This is a genomic window from Halovivax gelatinilyticus (assembly GCF_024300625.1).
Taxonomy (GTDB): domain Archaea; phylum Halobacteriota; class Halobacteria; order Halobacteriales; family Natrialbaceae; genus Halovivax; species Halovivax gelatinilyticus.
In genome coordinates, this window is the sequence record NZ_CP101322.1 from 3,661,603 (window position 1) to 3,680,952 (window position 19,350).

Sequence of the window (19,350 nt, forward strand, 5' to 3'; positions counted from 1 at the left end):
CGCCGACCGGTGCCGGTACCCTACAACCAGCCGACTTCACTTTCGGCTGCTGTAGTGTACCCGGCCGCGGATACCATGGTTCGTAGTGAACCACTGTTATCCATTACAGAATCTCGGTCGTCCATTACAGTTGGCTTTGTTGAAACCCTTGGCTGGAGATCGGTTTCAACAGTCGTGCTAAATTCAGAGCGCGAATGTGCCACGAGATTTAGCTCGATCTGCAAGCGGGGTGATCGGTCAGCACGGGTAATAAGGTCGAAAAGCCTTTAAGTATAAGTGAGCATATATTTCTCTTGTCAATGGGGTTGTTTGAGACAGTCGCTATTACGGACCTGAAATTTCGACTGATTGTCGGACCGGCCGCGGTCGTATTCGCCTTCAGTATGGTTGCTGGTGTCCATTTTTACGGTGAGGAACCCGGACTCATCATAGGAATCGTAACCGGTTTCGGGCTTGCGGTCATGGTAGCGTACGGAATTGACAAAATTCTGCCATGAAATAGGTTATCAACACACTCGCGGTTCTACTGAACGGCTAATTCATCGCTTTCATGTGAAACAAACGAAGTCGTCGTGCTGCATTCATGCTCTGTATTCAGTAAGTCAGTTCTGGCAGATTCCGGGTGAATTTCGAACTCTCGTACTACATCGTTCACCTATCGGTATCGAAGCCAGAATCCGCAATTGCTACGTCTGATTTGGGTCCCACTCGCCCACCTCTACGATCAGTCCCGCCCGGCGAAGCCCGTCGGCGAGCGGATCGCCGATCGCTGCCGCCGGGGTGAGGATGCCGCCCTCGAGCGGCGAGTCGATCCGATCACACACGAGACACATCGCGGCCTCACCGAGCATCCTCGCGGTCGCGCCGTACCCCGGATCCCAGTCGGCGCTGATTCGACTCTCGACAACGAACGGCCCGTCAGTGGCGGTTCCGCGACCGAGCACGCGAACCGTGAAGTACCCGTTCTCGATCTCTTCCCTCGTCGGCCCTTCGCCCGGACCGGGGAACGCGAAGCGACGGAGGGCTTCCCGCGTCGGGTCGAAAGTCAGTCCCGCAGTCGCTAACCCGAGGCCGGCCGAGACGGCGCTTGCACCCACCATACCGACGAGACCCGATCCGATAGGGACGACCTCCGTACACTCGAACTCACGACCCCACGGATACTCGAGCAGCGCGTTACTCCGTCGAATCACTCGCTCGTTCACGACCGCCATCGGCGACGGGGCCGTCCACTCCCCTCGCAGCGGATCTTTTCTCGGGAGGGACTGTGCGCCCGGATCGACGCCGTCTCGCTCGCCCCGCGGCGCCAGCGAATACGGGTTCCGAAGCGTCTGTCGGGCGACCGGATCGGTGGACGCGGCCCGGAACACTTCGAGGACGCTCGAGGCCGTTCCGCCGCTTATCCCGCCTCGCCCGTCCTCGAGGTAGATCCGAACCAGGTCGCAGTGCGTCCCGAACTCGTCGATGGCGAACGACTGCACGAGCAACGTGGCGAGGTCGGCCGGGATCGAATCGAACCCGCAACTGTGGACGATACGAGCGCCCGCATCGACCGCATCGTCGTGGTACCGATCGATCATCTCCCGGACCCAGTTTACTTCCCCAGTGAGGTCGCAGTAGTCCGTTCCGGCCGAGATACACGCCTCGACGAGCGGCGTGCCATATTTGGTGTACGGGCCGACAGTCGTACAGACGACGCGAGTATCCTCGGCGAGAGCGCGCAGGCTCTCCGAATCCGTTGCATCGCCGATGACGACCGGGAGCTCCTCCCATCCGGAGCGCTGCGCCACGAGCGCAGCTTCCAGTTCGCGGAGCCGCGTCTCGTCGCGACCGCCGAGGGCAAGCGAGAGGTCGTCCGGCGTGTACTGTTCGGTGAGGTACTCGACGACGAGACGGCCGGCGACGCCGGTTGCACCCCAGACGACGAGATCGTATGTCCGGTCGGTGTTCGACACAAGTATCAGGCGCTTCGTGACCCATCGCCCTCAACCGTTCGGTGATCTCCACACTCGCCTCCCACTCTCCGCAGAACGTGGCCTTCTGCTGGTGTGGCAGTGCGGTATTGTATCCGGCGTTCAAGAATTACTCATGCCAACAATTACCGTTCGTGGCGAACACTCGAGAACGGCATCCAGCTTCACCCTAACCCGAAGTGGACGGTCGGCTCACAACTTCGCGACTCCGTCGTTCTCGGCCGGTGGTGCCTCCCGCGGATTGATCGTCCGTCCACCCGATGTGATGGGATGTCGAACGCAACCGACCGCGCCTACGAACTCGGATTTCGAACGGTCGACACCAAGTACGCAGACCGGCAACTGTCGGTCGAGGGCACCGTCCCGTCGTGGCTCCCCGGCGCGTTGATCCGGAACGAACCGGGGAAGTTCGAGTTCGGCGGCGAGCTCCCGACCCACGTTTCGACGGCCTGGCAATGCTCCGCCGCTACGGGTTCGCGGACGGTACCGTTTCGTATACGAACCGGTTCCTGCAGACCGACCCGCCTCACGACCCGACGACCCCGACCCATCCTCACCTCGCGTTAAAACGCAACGTACACTACGCCAACGAAATTACAGTTGATTCTACCGTCAACCCGAGAGGCTCTCGAACACCGACGCACAGAACGCATATACGGCTGACAGGCTTGGATTAGACAATGAGCGATTCACCGTCAGCACAGACACACCCTCACATTTACCACGCACCTCGAACCGATATTTCACAAGATCAAGGCTCGTTCCGGATTCACTTCGATTTCCCCGGACGGGCCGTCCCGAACCACGACGACCACGGGTACGGACCCCTCGCAACCGTCGTCGAGTCGTTCATGGATCCAGGAACGCTCATCAGGATGCACGAACACCGCAACGAAGAGATCATCTCGTGGGTTCCCGACGGCGTGATGCGCCACGACGACCGCCAAGGCAACGAACTCGTCACAGACCCCGACCACCTCATGGTGATGGGTGCCGGAACCGGGTTCTGGCACGCCGAAGAAACGCTCGATGACGACCCGCCACTGCGAATGCTCCAAATTTTTGTCCGCCCGCACACCCTCAACCTCGAGCCTGGCATTCAACACCAACCGATTCCCGACCCCACCGCGAACGAATGGCGGCACCTGTTCGGCCCCGAAGGAACCAACGCCCCACTGTCCGTCCGCAACGACGTCCACTTCTACGATTGCCGACTCGACGCCGACGCCACAGTCACGCTCCCGAACCGAGCTGACTGGCACACCTATCTATACGTCTTCGAGGGAACAGTCGACGTCGGCGAGGTACCTGTCGGGTACACCGAGAGCGCACTCGTGACTGACGATACCGACATCCCCGTCACCGCAACCGAAAACTCCACCATCGTCGCATTCACCATCAACCCCGACGCCCCGGTCACACGCCAAGGCACGATCGGGCGGTGAAACCACGACGAATCAACCTTCCTGAACCAAGCACGAACCTCACTACTGAGACGCCACTAAAACCTCGTGACATCCCCCGTCGTAAACGACAGGTTCTAAGACCAATCTAGTAGTTTTCAATTATGTGGCGGAGAGAGACAATCCAAAGGGACGTGCAAATCAGCAAACTGGGAGTCGGTCCTTCGTGCCGACGCATCCGTTGAATATTGGTCGGAATATAGCCCCATACAGGCTACTACATTGAAAGATGCTGAATGGTCGGTACACAATCATATTGCTAAATTTAGCACCAATCTGGCTAGTGCTGCCGGAACTAATACGCACAGATTGGAACGGCAACCGAAAACACAGAAAGTGTCGAGATCCGAGAACAATTTTAAGAGAGGATCAATGGAGCGTAGACCTGGGCGAAATGCTGTTCCAGTCGGTCGAGTCCGAACTGTAATTCCTCGGCTGAGGCAACCGGGTGATAAACGATCCCAGGAGCTACTTTCGGTGGGCGATCCCATTTTTCTTCACCGAAATAAATTTCCTCCCACTTATCCTCAGACTCCGACGTTTCCCTTTCGACTGCGATGAATGTGCTGTCTGAACCGTATTTGATCTTATACAGCACGTAACAGAACACGCCTTCACCCACGTTAGTGATACCGTGTGGCTGAGCAGTCGCTTCAACCCATTCAACCCCAAGATTGAACGTTAAATTGTGTCCCTCAGCATTTTCCTTGAGCAAGTTAACCTCAGATCGCAACGTCCTGAGAGTTGACCCAGTAAACGTTCTAAAACTTAGCGAAGCGTCTGGCGTTATGAGATCAGAATGAGTATCCTGGATCGTACGCACCGTTTCTTCCAACGCATCTTCGATTTGCGATTCAAACTGATCGACCAACTTCTGAGCCTTAAGGTACCGATTAGTATCTAATCCGCTCGTCAAGAACGATTCATCCATGGGAAACCACCTCGAGCACACCGTTCAGATGCTGAAGTTGCTGTTCGGGGTCAATTGAATGCAGGCGACTCAAAGCGGTCACAGTCGCACTATCAGTTTGAATCTCACGAACGAATTCGGCTGGATAGAAACGAGCAATCTGTTGTTCGATTAACGTCGTATAGAGATACGCACTGGCCGACCAGTGCGGATCACGTTCCCGAGTTTCGAGTAACGAAATTCGAAGGGCACGGGAGACATCCAGCCAGCTCAACACCGTTACCGGTCGCTCTTCAGATCCGCTTGCCTCTATACTGAGACAGCCATCATCCATCTGAAACCGGCTTCCGAAAGTATCGACGACTGCATCAAACTTGTGACGAGGGAGAAGGAGAAAGTGAGACCACTGAAGATTACGGTCATACTGTTTCTCGGTGAGATACGCGGCTTGCAAGGTTTTCCCGTAGTGTTCATCCTCAATCTTCACCTCAATCGTGATTCCTCGGTCACCGAATTCACCCAGAAGGTCAATCCGTCGATCATGGAGAATATCGTCGTGAAACGCCCGTTCACAGTGCACAAAATCGGGTATCGACCCAAATCCATCTCCGAAAAGAACTTCGGTGAACCCGCCTGATGAATCACGAATTAGTTGAGCGAGCCACCGCGACCAGTTCTCTTCTTGTCCCCTCCGCAACGGCCCAGCTTGCTTGACCGAAGGTGACCAATCCGTTTCAAGAGGATCACTATCGAATCGCGAATCACTCACCTCCCAACTCCGATCCATTTCATCCAACGTCCGGCCAAGCTCGATCAACTCACGAGATTGAAAAGTAACGTACTGGTCCCACCAGTCCTCAACCGTGTCCCAGCTATCCTTAACAGACGCCATGCCAGTCAATATCACGGAGAACATAAAGAACGATCGGTACTCAAGATACATTGAGCATCTCAACCAACAGGAGTTGAAGAGATCAGAGACAGTCAAAGACTATCAATCGAGTGAGTGACCTATCCTCCTAGTCTCGTTTGCAGATGAAGTTGCTCCGTTCCGAAAACACCCATAATCACACTCATCTCAACAAACCCGCCAAAGGATCAGAGTGACTCTTGCAGCGATTCCAGCGACCGAATAACCGTTTCCAACTCATCCCCCACACCAGCCCCCTCACCACTCTGCCGACCCGCCCCATTCACCAACGACACTGATCCACCCTCATCACTTGCCAACTCCAAGCGTTGCTGCTCACCCCCCACCTCACAGTCAACACTTGGACCCTCCACCGCAGTCTCATCAGCACTTGATCGAGATAGCCAGAGAGAACATCGAGGACGCCGGAATACGCCTAAAATACGAGGCCGCGTTCCACTGGGTGGCGTTCGTCCCGATGCGCGACTCAAATACGGGCGCGTTGACGAAATACTTCGGCCGGAAAACAGATGGCGAGTGCGAGTACCAAGAGATCGAGGTGCGCCGTCTGCTGTCTAACCCATCTCCGAGCCCAAACTTACCTCGCAACAACCAACCAGCTTGATCGGTGATTTGTACGGTTCAACTGATTTACGAATCTTGGTCAGTCTCTAACCGGTTTTTGATGACGTATCCAAGTCCACCGAGACTGGCAATTGTACTCACTACACCGAACCCGGACATCCCATCGTCGGAAGGTTCCCCCGGTTCAGTTTCACCGTCGTCTTCGTCCTGATCACGGTCGGTCGAATCATCACCCGACGAGTCATCGTCCGAACCAGGTGTCTCGTCATCCGATTCGGACTCATCGTCCGACTCTTCTGATTCATCGCCTGCTTCGTCGTCAGCTGATTCGTCTTCCTCATCTGGATCATCAGACGGTGGCGGTGGAAGCGACGGACCACCGGTATCCCCTTCGTCGTCATCTTCATCCTCGTCTTCTTCGTCGCTGGTGACTGTGATCGACTCAGAAGCGATTGGATCTTCCGGACTGTAGCCACCGGGTGGCAGTAACACCGCAAGGATTTCCTCGCCGCCTATAAGTTCCCGCTCGAGTTCAAGCACAACGCCTGTTCCCTCCTCTCCCGGGTAAGTAACAATCGGACCAGCGGTGAGTTCATCCCCTACTTTATCTCCAATCCGAAGTCGAAGAGAATCTTCATCTAACCCGTCATCGGCTCTGTAATCCACACGGACTTCTGAACTCCCCTCTGTTGGTGGTTCAGCAAACCTCACATACGATAATTTTTCCACGTCAAATCCCGTTGAAGCTTCCTCGTCGTCTGTTTCAACAGTTAACACGTATTGCCCAGTTTGTAACGTGTCCGTTCCAATTGTAGTTACGTATTCAATTGATTCATTCTGGCCAAGTGACGGTTCACCAAGTGACCCAGAGAGATACTCAACACCACCATGATCAGTGATTTCCCACTTGACGGGTTGTTCGTCTGGTTGCCCATAGTTCGTAACCTCAACCGAAATCTCATACTCCGCTTCGACAGGAATTACGTCCGGCGCATCTAATCCAGAAACTTGAAATGATGGAGAACTATCGGACACGAGATCGATTGTCCGGGTTACCTCCTCGTACGCAAGGTGGAACGCATATGGACACGAACCAATATCTAAACCGTCAGTATCAAGAGTAAATTCAAAGATCCGCTCTTCACCAGGTGTCAACGAATACTCGACCGACTCGAAGAGGTCACCAGCGACAGTGAAATCCAGACTCCCATCCCTTTCCTCAGTAGAAGCATTTTCAACAGTCACCTCAAAATCAACGGATTCACCAACGACCGCTTCTGCCGGAGCATCAACCTTCGTTATTAGAACTGGGTTTTCCCACAAGAGTTCCGGATACCCACTAGTGGTAACCCAAACATCATCGAAATTGAGACCAGTCATGGAGTCGCTGGCTGACTCTCCAGTCATTTCGTCAGTAGTCAATCCAGTACCACCGCCCGGAGACGAGCTCTGCCCTGTCGCCTCAATATCCCAATACGAATCTTCAACTTCTCCACCGTCATTAATCCCGCCGATCAACCCGTTCCCCCCATCGATCACACCGCTAGCGTAACACTCAACCACTGAACCGCCGAAATACTCCTGACCAACGATCCCGCCACCGCGCCCCCCATCATCGTACAGTTCCCCAGAGAAGTAACACTGCTGAATAGTTTGACCCGACAGTTGACCGACGATCCCACCAGATGTGTTACTTTCAGCAATGACAGTCGCATCAGAACTGGAACCAACTACCATCACATCATCACTCCCAGAGGATGTCCCGCCAACTATCCCACCCACATGACGACGCCCGGACACCTCACCGGAAGAACTAACCCGTTCAAAAAGAACCCCATCACTTGAATTTCCAGCGATAATCCCAGCAAACTCCGAATCTCCCGCATCTACAAACGCATCGCGGACCCGGAGATCGTGAACCCGTGCAAAACCCCCTACATTACCGAACAAACCAAGTCCCTCAAACTGGTCGAGCGAATCGTGAAGAACAAGCCCAGAAATACTGTAACCACGCCCATCAAACGAACCAGTGAAGGGATCGCTACGCGTTCCAATCCGCTCAAACGAAGAGAACCCTGAAAGATCAATATCGTCGACGAGCGCAAAGTGATCTGTTGGCGATAGTATTCCATACGCTAACTCTGCCGGGGTCGATACCTCATACGGATCAGATTCAGTCCCACTACCACTAGGCCGTTCAGCAACGATTACGGACTCAACACTCGTTCGCTCCGTAAGCCCAACGATTACCTCAACCTCACCAGGTTCCTCAGGAGCCGTAATAGGAAACGATACCGTTTCTCTCGAACCCGGCACAACCGGTACACTCGTCTCACCAACAACATCATCATCGATAAAAACCTGTACAAACGCTTCACCGTCCTCAGGACCGCCAATCCCCATCACTTCCACGTCCATCTCTCGTTCCTCACCAGCCTCCATAGCTGGCGGCAGGTCAACCTCGGCAATATCACCAATCGGTTCATCAGACGGCTCCACAGACGCCGTTACACTCGCCAAGGGATCGAGTCCTCGAGGATCATCATCGACAATAACGACGCGGACGTTCCGACCCTGAATAAACGGGATACCAAGACCCTCCTCAAGATCAACACTGATCGTATCACTATCACCAGGTGAGATCGTAGCGAGCGTTTGAGCGTCACCTTCCTCGGTCTCAACGCGTACCGCCACGGGCCCATCAGAGTCGTACCCGGAAGTTAATTCGTATGAGACGAACAGTTCTTCATCACCAGCAACCGGGTCTTCATCAAATTCCACTCGGCCAATCGGTTGCGTCGTATCTGTATCAACCGCAGATGAGAGCGACGCAGTATCAGGATCGACAGCAGCAATCGATATCTCCTCATCAGCAGTAACGGCCCGAGTTAAATCGACTTCTTTTACCGAAATAGTGTCAGGGTCAACCACAACCGGTGACTCAGCAATCGATTCACCATCCTCATCGAACACGTCAATCACATACGATTCTTCATCAGGCCACGAACACACGTCCACTGAAACAACCGAATCACCAATTGCTAACGGGCGATCATACCGTACCGAAACAGACGTTGTATGCCGACCAAGGAACGATTCCATTTCCTCAGAAATAAATCGATGACCAACGTTCGGATACGTGCGAAACCACCCGGTAAACCCAGCCTCTTCGTAGATCCCCCGGCACATGGGCATCCGTTCAACTTGCATGTGTTCACCATAGACATCAAGCGCAAGTTGCCGAAGTTCATCTGACCACGCATCACCATACGGAATCGTATCATTATCGTCATCACCACCCAAGTACACGAACTGATCTACGCCCCGCCAGGCCTCCAAGTCAAATCCTTTCCCGGTCAGGTCCTCCAAATCGTCAATCCCCACGTGATACTCAACAACCCGCCCATCTACCTCCGACCGAGGCAATAACGCCGTGCCGTTAATCCCGCCTGCAATCGACGCGCGAACGCGCTCAGGATGAATCGCCGAGAACCGATTCACAAAATTCCCAGTCGCAGAAAACCCGTTCATCAAAAATTCCTCAAGAACCTCGATCTCGAACGTCGATTCAATCTGTTCTCTCACATGGTCAACCATCGAAAGTAACTGTAAATCGATTCGTTCAAGCGGACCACCATCGATCTCCAGCGTCTGTCGGTCTAATGCGTGCGTATAATGTTTCCAATCCACCGGTTCAGATGACGGTCGCGGAAAAATCGGAACAATCGCTGGAATGCCGAGAGCATCACACAGATTCCGCGTCCGACCATCCGGTTCAAGACGGCTCTCCGCCCGTTCCCGATGCTCATCTAAATCATCAGACGAGAAACCAGAATTGTTCGGCTCAACCAACAATCGACAAGAATCATTCAAATCCGTATCAGGCACGTACACCAAGTACGGATACTCGAACCCAGCATCCGAATCCTTAGCAACCTCGACCATCTCACCCTTCGGAAACCCTCCAGAACTAGCCGACGAAATACTAGACGCACCACCCACAAGACTCACACCAACAATCGATTGCAACGCACTACGGCGGTACAATGACAAACCTGAACGACCTGTATCAGCCATGCCAAAACATTTTACCCACCATATGTAAAGCAATTGGCCGGTGCTGAGATCAATTCCAAAATAGCAACTCGCTTCGAATCGGGAACACACGAGAATCACTCACAGACAACAGCACCCGAATCCGACACTAATCGATAATTCATAAACGGGTGCGCCTACAACGCGGATTCCGCCCGTTCTAACGCATCAATCACGTCACGAAGCAACGCCGGTAACTCACCACCCTCACCGTCACCTGACACCGCCACCACACCTTCCTCACCACCCAACTGCTCCGCTTGCGATTCCGAGTCGATCGACGCATCCTTGTTACCAGCACCATCCGTAACGGGTTCCGAGACGCGATCAAGGCGTTGCTGCCGATCCGACTCGCCCACCTCAACTGACCCGGTCGTCTCCGATCGAGTCCCGGTCACTGGCCGCCCGCCGCGACTGAACGCGTCAAGCGGGAACGCGTACGCGTTCGCGCGTTTTTCCTTGTTAAACGTCGTTCGACGCGTCACACCGAGCACGTCAGCAACCGTTCGCCGATCACACCCGCGATTCAACGCTAACCTGACCTGCTCGTCCTCCATGCGTTGCAACAGTAACTGCGGGTCGTCCGGGATGTACCCGCGCGCAGAGTTCTCCACTTGATCCGTCAATCCCCATTCACCCGTTTCGATATCTTTATCGACTACTTGCCGGTCACGCGACTCGACGATGTTGTCGAGTCCCATAAGCACCCACAGGCGCTCACGAACCGCAGAAACCGATAACTCACCCGTCAACGCAGCCGCAACATCACCGGTTCGTGCCGGCCCGGAATCCGCCAGGACCTGCAGGATCTCGATATCCTGAGGCAACAACACGGTGAGATCCTCCTCCGTAATGTTGACCGGGGCATCCGCCGGCGTAGATTGTTGGTGATGCCAGCTGTGACACGATCGGCAAATCAACGTTAGATTCGCCAGGTCGTGCTCGCCCATCCCGGTCGGCTCCCGCTCGATATGATGCGCTTGCAACGCCGCTAACCCGCCTTTCTCCGGGCCACGACGACCACAAAGCTGGCACCGATACTCGTACTCCGTCAACACAGCCTCGCGCGTCGCCGGATCAACCGTTTCATGACACGCCGCAGGCCCACGCACATCAGTATCCTCATTCGTCGTCGATTCGCCACTCGATTCGCCGTGAGTTCGTCGATCAGTTTCTTGCATGTATCACGTACCGCTCGCATCACTCATCCTCGATTCAACCACCGCGCACCACGTGATGTATCGCTTCAAACCGCACCCCACTCCGAACCTCACCGCACATCACCGTCCAGCACTCCCGTCACCATCCACGAATCACCCGTTACGCGTACACGTCAACGACTTCAACTTGAAATCCGATTTCGAACAGTAGCGCTCCGCGAGCACCCCTAACTCGCGCGTCCGCAACACGTCCGCGACGTTATGCAACACGAGCGCCACGAACTCCCCGCGCTCAAACGCCGCCACCGCCTCACTACTCTCCACGAACGGATCCAACTCACCAACCGACCCCCCGCACAACGCATCGTACACGCCAACGAGATCCCGACACTCATCCCCACCTATCGTCGTGTTAAACCGTTTCGACACGACCGGTAGCAAATCCGTGTACGGTACCTCATCGAACGGCCACGCAACATCATTCATCGAAAGCCGCGTCCGTAAAAACGGTAAATCGAACCCGGATCGCCACGTCTCACCATTAAACGCCGCCAACAACACGTCATCACCAGCCAACCGGTCACGCGAAAACGCACCCACCGCCTCCAACAACGCCGCCTCAGACGCGTGCACCGACAACTGCACATGACACTCCACGCGATCCTGCACCCTCGACTCCAAACCACTCGCATCCCGACCACCCGACTGAACGAACACGCGCACCCCTAACGGGAACGCGAACCCAGCAACCGTCACCTCATCACGAACCGAGAACCCAGTCGTCTCAATATCAAACGCCACCAACTCCAACACCATCACGCCTCACCTCCACCCGTCACGCCAACCCGATCCGGAACGCGATCCTCACCCGCCGGCCTGACACGGAACTCACCGAACCCGAACCGCGAATGCGTCCCGACACGAACCACACCGTTACGCGCCGTCCCAACCGGATCATCACCCGCATACCAAACCACCTGCCCATGATCAACCGTTCGAAGCGAAAACACGTCCTCACCCTGCACGAGGCGCTCCTCACGCTCACGCAACCCATCACGCTCAACACCCCACCACCACGGCACCGACTGACCATCCGCCCCCGGGAACTCACTCGCCAACACGAACGGCGACACCAACTCCAACACGAACCCACCAGACCCGGAACGCGACACACGCCGATAATCCAACTCGTCAAGATCAACCACCTGCGAATCCACCAGCGACAACTCACCGAACCCGTAATTCCGCGCCCCACCAACACGCACCCCATCCAACACCTCACGAGACACCGGAACCACGTCACGCCCCCCAGACTCACCATGCAAATAACACTGCACGAACCACCGAACCGACCGCTTCGACGTCCGCACCTCCGGCGGCCGCCCAAACCACAACTTCGACCCGAACGCCACGCGCCCACCATGCGTCACCAACGGGTGCACATTATGCGCATCCCGCGGCCGCGACGACTTCAACCAACGCTGCGCCGCATCACGAAACACGAACAAATCATCGTACCGCTCAACCGGCGGTAACGACCCGCCAACCTTCCCCAACGAACCAGACCACGAATGCCACGACGGCGCATCACCGTACTCACCCGGAACGAACACGCCGTGACTCACGCACAACGCCCGGCGCGTCACCGCATCCACGCGACGCGAAATCGCGTTCCACAACGCATGCCCCGACACGTAAAACGGGTTCCCCGCGTAATCCGTCTCCACCTCGAACAACACCTGCTGAATCCGCGTCACACCAACCACCCCGCACACACCCCGTTTCCACTGCCACACCCAACACAACCCCTCACACCACCACACACGCAACCAGCGCTCACCATCACCCCTCCACCTCCCACGCACCACGCACACCGTCACTACCCAACTCGAACCGAGCAACGAAATCCTCGATGTACTGTAACGCAACCGACCACGACCGGATCCGACGCAACTGCGCATCCAACACCATCAACTCCCGCCGATCCACCTCGAACGGACGACCCGACAACCGCGACCACGTATCCGCAAACGACCGCGCCGGCCCCGACCCAAGCCGCGCCACCACCCCACCCGCCGGCTCACCCGTCACCCGCAACGACACCACCGGCGACCACAACACCGTCCGAAACGGCACCACCACACCACTCTTAACTGCCGCATCCACCCCACCCCTCACCGCACACGCCTCACCCGGCACCGCCTCCAAAAACAACTCATCAAACCCGTACCCAGCTCGGTAACAATCCAGCAACGCACCCGCCAACAACACGTGGAACTTCAACGACGTGTACGGGTAACACACCGACTCGTTAACCAACGACGCCACATCACTCGTCAACCACGCCGCATGCAACCGTTCAGCACCCGACCGGCAAACCAACCCCTCCACCTCAGCAGCCGTCGCCACGCCACCGCCCGACTCACCCACCGACTCACCACTCAACAACGATAACCGGTACGGCGACGCGTGATTCGACACCGTCTGCTCCGGTTCCCCAGACGGTCGACTCAACAACGCCGCATCCCGATCCGCACCCAACGGCACCGCCTCATTCACCCGTACACCCGCGAACTCATCAACCCCCGAACCATGACGCCGCCCACGCAACTTATGCACATCATGCCTGTACACCGCCACCAACGAACCCACACCCACATCACTCGCAGCGCCACCGACCCCAGACTCGTTCACCATCACGACCCGCCTCCAGACACACCGCTACGATCAACAGCCGGGCGTAACTCACCATCCACATCACTCACCCTGTCCTGCAACGCGCGAACGAACTCCGCACGGTACACATCACGCCACTTCTCATCCTTCTCACGCATCGCCGCCGTCGAATCCTGCGCGCGATTATACACGCGGCGAATCTCCCGATCCGAATACAACGGATTCACCACCTCCACATCCGCAATCCCCGCCCCGAAATTCCGCGCCCCACCGAGCTGGAACTCGAACTGATCACTATGCGCATCCAGAAACGACACCGCCTCAACCAACAACCCCACGAACTCCGGCTTCAACTCCCGAAGCGACAACAACCACGTCCCGTCCACGTTCCCCACCACATCACGCGTCGCATGCCGCAACGGCTGCCCACCATCATCTCCGTTCCGCGACCGAACCTGCGTGTGTAACTGCCTGTAATGCGCCTCCACCTCACCACGCAACACGTCCACCTGCCGACGAACCGGCGAAAACCTCACCGGCCGACGCAACAACACGCCCGGCTTCGCACCGAACCCACCAAACAACTCATACACCACACACCCTGACTCACCCGCACCACCCTCCACGCACGACCCTTTCTCATGATACCCCGCATCGAGATCACGATCATACACGTCCGCACGCATGTAATCCGCATTCGACTCACCCGGATGACACGCCGACATCCCCGCAATCTGCAACACTCGCTCACACCCATGCCGCAACCACCCAGACAACGCAAACGGCGAAATCTGCCCACCAATCTGATTCTGCGGATCATCAGCCTCATACCGACCCGCCGACGCATGATGCCGATCCGTCACCACCCCATCACCCGGCGCCAACAAATCCACCTCCAACCCAACATACACATCCGGAAACGTCGACTCCGCCAGCTCAGGCAACTCAAACTCACCATCCAAGTGCTCCGTCGCGAACGACAGGTCGTCAGCCGTCATTCCCCACCACCCCACTCACCACTCGGCCGAAGCGAATCCGCCGGCTCCAATAACTCATTCACCTCTCTATCCGAACCGGCACCAGCACCCGACGCCTCCAACTCACCCGCAGCTGGCGCCTGCAACTCCCACCACTCCGCAACCGAATACGCCTCAACCGCACACGCCGGACTCACCCGCACCAACTCAAAATCCTCTACCCGCCACGCCCCTTCCCGAACCGAACACGCCCCTACGCGCCCACGAACAACACACTCGTACACACCAAGCGTCCACAACTCCGGTACCCCAGTATCATGACGCTTACAAAACGCACACCCCACCTCAAACGAAGGCTCCGAAACCGCACGGAACACGTACGCTAAAACCGCATCACCCTCCCGAAGAGGTGTACCGCACACCTGACAAATCGCGGCCCCTTCCCCGAAACCGACAATTACTGATTGTTTGATGTCTTCAATTTCCAGACCGTCGTGTTTATCCTTCTTTGATGTTTTGTCTGTCATAGGTTCTTGCCTCGAATGTGGGAACCTGACCCGCGTGTTAGAGCACGCGGGAATTCCTTTCAGAATACCCCAAGGAGCCAGGTGTTCAGCCTATACTATATCATGGACATACATATACTTAACGGGTAGTAAAGGTCTATAGTAAAGTCAGATTTCATGGAGTAGGGATAAGGCACATGCACACAGACAATCTAGGAAATGGCCCTCAGGATAGACGATAACACTGAGAAGGTAATTGACCAGTTTATCGAAAATGGTAACTTGACAACTGGTGCATTAGTAGAATTTACAGGTCTTTCTCGACCAACAGTTACAAAACGACTCGATCGACTATATGCAGCAGAACATGTTGAATATTTGCACGAGCCGACTGCTCTTTGGCGCTTAGTCAACGACCCTCGTGAGTAATACCATAACCGAACTGGCGACAAATCCCCCCATTCTTATTCATAATTTCTACTAGTTCACAAGGGGGTATTCGACCGAATTTACCTAATGACTCTCGATCCCAGTCCTAAATTGAGTGGTAGAGCGAGATATTTTCATGGGACCCACAGTTCAGCATGAGAAACATTAGAGGTGTACGTTCAAAATAATCTGGTGGCGATGTTATTCATTCCACATCTGCTTTGATTCTGAGTGCGAGATGATCCGGAATCTCAGGAATAGCTGCAATATCTTCGTACGCAGCTTCCCGAAGGTCCGCCACGTTCTCGAAGCCATTTTCCTCCAGAACGTTCGCGTCCACATCGGTAACTCCACTCACTGTCGTGAGATCTGAATCCGAGGGTGAATCCGGCGGATTCCCAACTCGCGGCAATTCAGGAAATTTTTCCAACAACTCCTGAGCCTCCGTTAGGGCAGATTCCGTTTCGACGATTACGGGAAGAGCAGTACCAGACGAAGGGACAACTGGAACCATCTTCCGTTCATGGTCGTCGAAGTGAGATAGGATGCCGTCGAGAAGTGGCGATGGAGAAGCCGTTTCGATCACTTGAAACTCAGTTACACGTTTACCATTTCCGAAATCGGAACGATAGTCCTTTGAAATGATACCGGACCGGTTCAGCTGTTGTGGTCCGTAACCGCTGTCCCATCCTTCTAAACCAGAATCAAGAAATGATACAAGAGTATCCCGCCACGTAACCATAGGTCCTTCCTCGATCCCCGACGCTTCGATGAGGGTGTCAACCAGTTTTCTATACGAATGGAACACCTCGTATAATTCGGTCAGCTCCGACGGTGCAACCGCACCGTCTTTTCCAGCAGAGGGATCTGCTGCATCACCGCCGACAGATGTTGATTCGTCCCGACTGGATGCAGATGGAGAATCCTCAGTATGGGATGTATCGACTGAATCGCCTTCCGATGATAGACTACTAAGCTGCACAGTGAAATTATACGGTCCACTTCGGCCGTAAAGGAGCGACACGGCCTCCTTTGGTTCGTAACCGTCGCTATCGACGGAGGCCTCGACACGGCGTGAGTGGGTGGGTACGTGGAACGATGCTGTGCCATCGGCAGCCGTCTCTGATTCGTAATCTTTCTCGTCCGTAGAAATCGATACTGATGCCCCGATTACAGGCTCATCATTTGAATTTGAAACTGACACTTCAAGGTATTCCTGTGGACTCGCGTCTAAGTGTTGCGGGGACCTACCGTTGTCTTTCCTCACCTTCTTCCTGCTTTGTTCACGTGATTCGATTGCCGTCCGAATGGGTTCCGTCTTCGGATCAACAGTTTCTCCTGTCCACACCTGAGGAAGAGTAGGATCAATCCGTCTGTTGCGGTCCTTGATGGCATCTAGTAGTTCATAGAGCCACTCCTGTGCGACATCATCGTCCACGATTTCTTCGATGGCCCGGTGGTCGGCTTCCATCGCCATGGACCCTGCCACCTCCAACTCGGCCAACAACGGTACTGTGGTTTCGTCAACCGTCGAGAAGCCTGGCAGTTCCCGAAATCGCGATCCAAGTGCTCTTAACTCAGACGCTCGACGAAGTAGTCGACGACCGTCCTCGCCGGCTAGCTGCCCGTCTGGCGTCGCTGGAAGCGTTACGACCTGATAGAAGTGCGCACGACTAGCCCCGGTCGGATTTCGAAGGACGCGGCCAATGCGTTGGATAAGTGACGCGTTGACACCTCCCTTCGAAAGGTTAACTGCTACGTCCGCATCGGGGATATCGACGCCGACTCCGATAACCTCCCCCGGGCCGACAATGACTCCCTTTTTTCGTTCTTTAAATTCGTTTATTTGTTCGCTCTGTGAAGTGGTCTTTCCATCTGCGACGGTTACGACATCATCCCCTAGATTATCCCGAAGGACATCGCCAATTTGCGTCGCTTGCTCGTAGCTCTGGACAAGAACGATACACTTCGCTTCGGCAACGTGACGATCGACCAGCCGCCGCACAGTCTCATGGGGTGGGCTCAATTGCCATCGCCGGGGTCGACGGGAGAACGCAGCGGTGGCTATTCTGTCGAACGCAGCTGACTGTTCACGCGCCGCCGACCCGTCGTTCGATTGGGCGAAGGATCGGAGATCGCGTAGCGTCTCGAACGTTTCCGGGACGATGTCGGGTACATCGCCAAAACCGGTGGTGAGAAACTTGTGGTTTGTCGGATCGTAAACGCCTGCGAGTGGCTGGGTCGACTCGGTAACGCCGTCGAGTGTTTCGTCCTCAGCACTAGCGGCGTAGGTCACTTCCCAGCTGAAATCTGCGATAACGTTTGCTTTGCGCGCCTCAGGAATTGTGAAGGTCGCACACTCCGTGAGGTTCGCCTCTAGTGCGTCGCGAGCGCCAGCATCCCCGATCCAGTCCTGATCGATGGATCCGGACATCGCGAGGATAGCGTCCGACCTATCTGTCAAGTCATCAAATAGATCTCGCCAACTTCGACCGTCACGACCACCCCTTCGGTACCGATGCGCTTCGTCAAGGATTACCAGATCATATCCGGAAACTGTCTCCGCACTCAGTAAATCTTGAGCCGTGCGAAACTCGATAGTTCCCCAAGAAAGGTTGATCACTCGTTTAGTGCCAGTCTGAGTGCGGTCTCGAGGGATATTCAGGTGTTCGTCGAACTCGCTCTGCCACTGCTCCAGTAAGAGGTCTTGACCGGCAACGATCAGGACAGACGCGTTCGAACTCGACTCCTTCTGAGATGCCAGAACTTCTTCGTCCCGCGGGTGCAATTCACCGAAGAGGTGAGCGATTGCACCTAGTCCGAGCACAGTCTTCCCCGTAGCCGTCGCCATATTCACATAGCCAGCGTAATCGGCCGCACACCAACTTGATAGTGCGTCCTGTTGGTGATCCCAGAGTGGCGTCACCATTTGTGGTCGGTCGAGATAATCGAGTAAGTCGATGTCTGCGTTGGATCGGCGGACACCTTCGAGTGCCTCTATAAGTTCATCGGTGTACTCACTTGCCGATGGGTCGGAGAACAGTTGATAGACAATATCCACGACGGCTTGGGGCTCATGAAGGGGCAGACGTCCGTTTTTCGGTCCCATTCCCCTTGTGGCGAGCTTTTCAACGATAGCTTCGATTGCCCGGTCAATGTTGTGGATGCCGCCGTCATCAACCTTCGCGAGCGCGTGTCGAAGTTTCGCCAGTGCGAGAACGAAATTCCCGATATCCGTCTCGTCGCATTCTTGAATGAGTCCGGGGAGATCTGAATGATTGCTAGATAGATCGATAAGACCGTCGACGTAATATCCCCCAGTCGCCCGACCAAAGTCTATCGTACCGATCGTTCCTCCGTGATCGAATTTGCTGTCGGAATGGCCGAGTGCGATGCCAAGCAGGAGGTCTGTTGCAGCCCGATCAATCTGACTAGGCCAATCGGCAGTAGTGATATCGTCCCTATCGAGTCGTTCTTGATGAAACTGTTCCGAGACGCTTAGCGTACTCGTCCGCTCGTCAATTTGATTCTTGAATGGGTCGAGTGCCATTTGTTCTCAATAGTAATTGAACGACCGCCCGGAAACCACATAACTGTTATCGCAGTTGAATATTTATCTGCTTCTCCAGTCGGAACCGCAGGCATACCGTCACACTTTCGATGGTC

General features: G+C 55.3%; 13 protein-coding genes and 1 pseudogene. 3 read left to right on the top strand and 11 right to left on the bottom strand.

From position 1 onward, the window contains the following. Positions 1 to 686 precede the first annotated feature (686 nt). Positions 687 to 1,955, bottom strand: coding sequence for a saccharopine dehydrogenase family protein (locus tag NKH31_RS17550; protein WP_254863083.1), 1,269 nt, complete (start codon positions 1,953 to 1,955; stop codon positions 687 to 689). Between the two features lie 288 nt (positions 1,956 to 2,243). Here NKH31_RS17550 and NKH31_RS17785 point away from each other — a divergent pair. Both NKH31_RS17785 and NKH31_RS17560 read left to right on the top strand, forming a co-directional pair. Continuing rightward, positions 2,244 to 2,494: pseudogene (locus tag NKH31_RS17785) on the top strand (carotenoid oxygenase family protein); the annotation flags it as partial. A gap of 159 nt (positions 2,495 to 2,653) precedes the next feature. Next, on the top strand, positions 2,654 to 3,418 hold the full coding sequence (locus NKH31_RS17560; protein WP_254863084.1) for a pirin family protein: 765 nt from the start codon (positions 2,654 to 2,656) through the stop codon (positions 3,416 to 3,418). Between the two features lie 376 nt (positions 3,419 to 3,794). On the opposite strand, the gene NKH31_RS17565 is transcribed toward NKH31_RS17560, so the two are convergent. From NKH31_RS17565 to NKH31_RS17860, 9 genes are all read right to left on the bottom strand, one after another. Continuing rightward, positions 3,795 to 4,367, bottom strand: a complete 573-nt coding sequence (locus tag NKH31_RS17565; RefSeq protein ID WP_254863085.1) for a hypothetical protein — start codon at positions 4,365 to 4,367, stop codon at positions 3,795 to 3,797. Next, entirely contained in the window at positions 4,360 to 5,289 is a 930-nt protein-coding gene (locus tag NKH31_RS17570; RefSeq protein ID WP_254863086.1) for a hypothetical protein, read from the bottom strand. Before NKH31_RS17570 ends, NKH31_RS17565 begins: the two co-directional genes overlap by 8 nt. 618 nt (positions 5,290 to 5,907) lie before the next feature. Next, positions 5,908 to 9,918 carry a glycoside hydrolase family 3 protein gene (locus NKH31_RS17575; protein WP_254863087.1) on the bottom strand — a complete coding sequence of 1,337 codons (4,011 nt, stop codon included), beginning with the start codon at positions 9,916 to 9,918 and terminating at the stop codon, positions 5,908 to 5,910. A gap of 155 nt (positions 9,919 to 10,073) precedes the next feature. Continuing rightward, positions 10,074 to 11,117: an HNH endonuclease gene (locus tag NKH31_RS17580; RefSeq protein ID WP_254863088.1), complete on the bottom strand. Its 1,044-nt coding sequence runs from the start codon at positions 11,115 to 11,117 to the stop codon at positions 10,074 to 10,076. Positions 11,118 to 11,249: 132 nt separating this feature from the next. Then, on the bottom strand, positions 11,250 to 11,912 hold the full coding sequence (locus tag NKH31_RS17585; RefSeq protein WP_254863089.1) for a ribonuclease H-like domain-containing protein: 663 nt from the start codon (positions 11,910 to 11,912) through the stop codon (positions 11,250 to 11,252). Next, positions 11,912 to 12,853, bottom strand: coding sequence for a hypothetical protein (locus NKH31_RS17590; protein WP_254863090.1), 942 nt, complete (start codon positions 12,851 to 12,853; stop codon positions 11,912 to 11,914). Before NKH31_RS17590 ends, NKH31_RS17585 begins: the two co-directional genes overlap by 1 nt. A gap of 85 nt (positions 12,854 to 12,938) precedes the next feature. Next, entirely contained in the window at positions 12,939 to 13,793 is an 855-nt protein-coding gene (locus tag NKH31_RS17595; protein ID WP_254863091.1) for a DUF8168 family protein, read from the bottom strand. Then, positions 13,793 to 14,770: a hypothetical protein gene (locus NKH31_RS17600; protein ID WP_254863092.1), complete on the bottom strand. Its 978-nt coding sequence runs from the start codon at positions 14,768 to 14,770 to the stop codon at positions 13,793 to 13,795. Before NKH31_RS17600 ends, NKH31_RS17595 begins: the two co-directional genes overlap by 1 nt. Then, the gene (locus tag NKH31_RS17860) at positions 14,767 to 15,276 is read right to left on the bottom strand and encodes a DUF8112 family protein (protein WP_484496863.1); all 510 of its coding nucleotides are present in this window, start codon (positions 15,274 to 15,276) and stop codon (positions 14,767 to 14,769) included. Before NKH31_RS17860 ends, NKH31_RS17600 begins: the two co-directional genes overlap by 4 nt. A 198-nt stretch (positions 15,277 to 15,474) precedes the next feature. Here NKH31_RS17860 and NKH31_RS17605 point away from each other — a divergent pair, with 198 nt between their 5' ends. After that, complete coding sequence (locus NKH31_RS17605) at positions 15,475 to 15,684, top strand: MarR family transcriptional regulator (RefSeq protein ID WP_254863093.1); 210 nt, start codon at positions 15,475 to 15,477, stop codon at positions 15,682 to 15,684. Positions 15,685 to 15,889: 205 nt separating this feature from the next. Here NKH31_RS17605 and NKH31_RS17610 read toward each other — a convergent pair whose 3' ends face one another. Continuing rightward, entirely contained in the window at positions 15,890 to 19,234 is a 3,345-nt protein-coding gene (locus NKH31_RS17610) for a DEAD/DEAH box helicase family protein (protein ID WP_254863094.1), read from the bottom strand. Positions 19,235 to 19,350 lie beyond the last annotated feature (116 nt).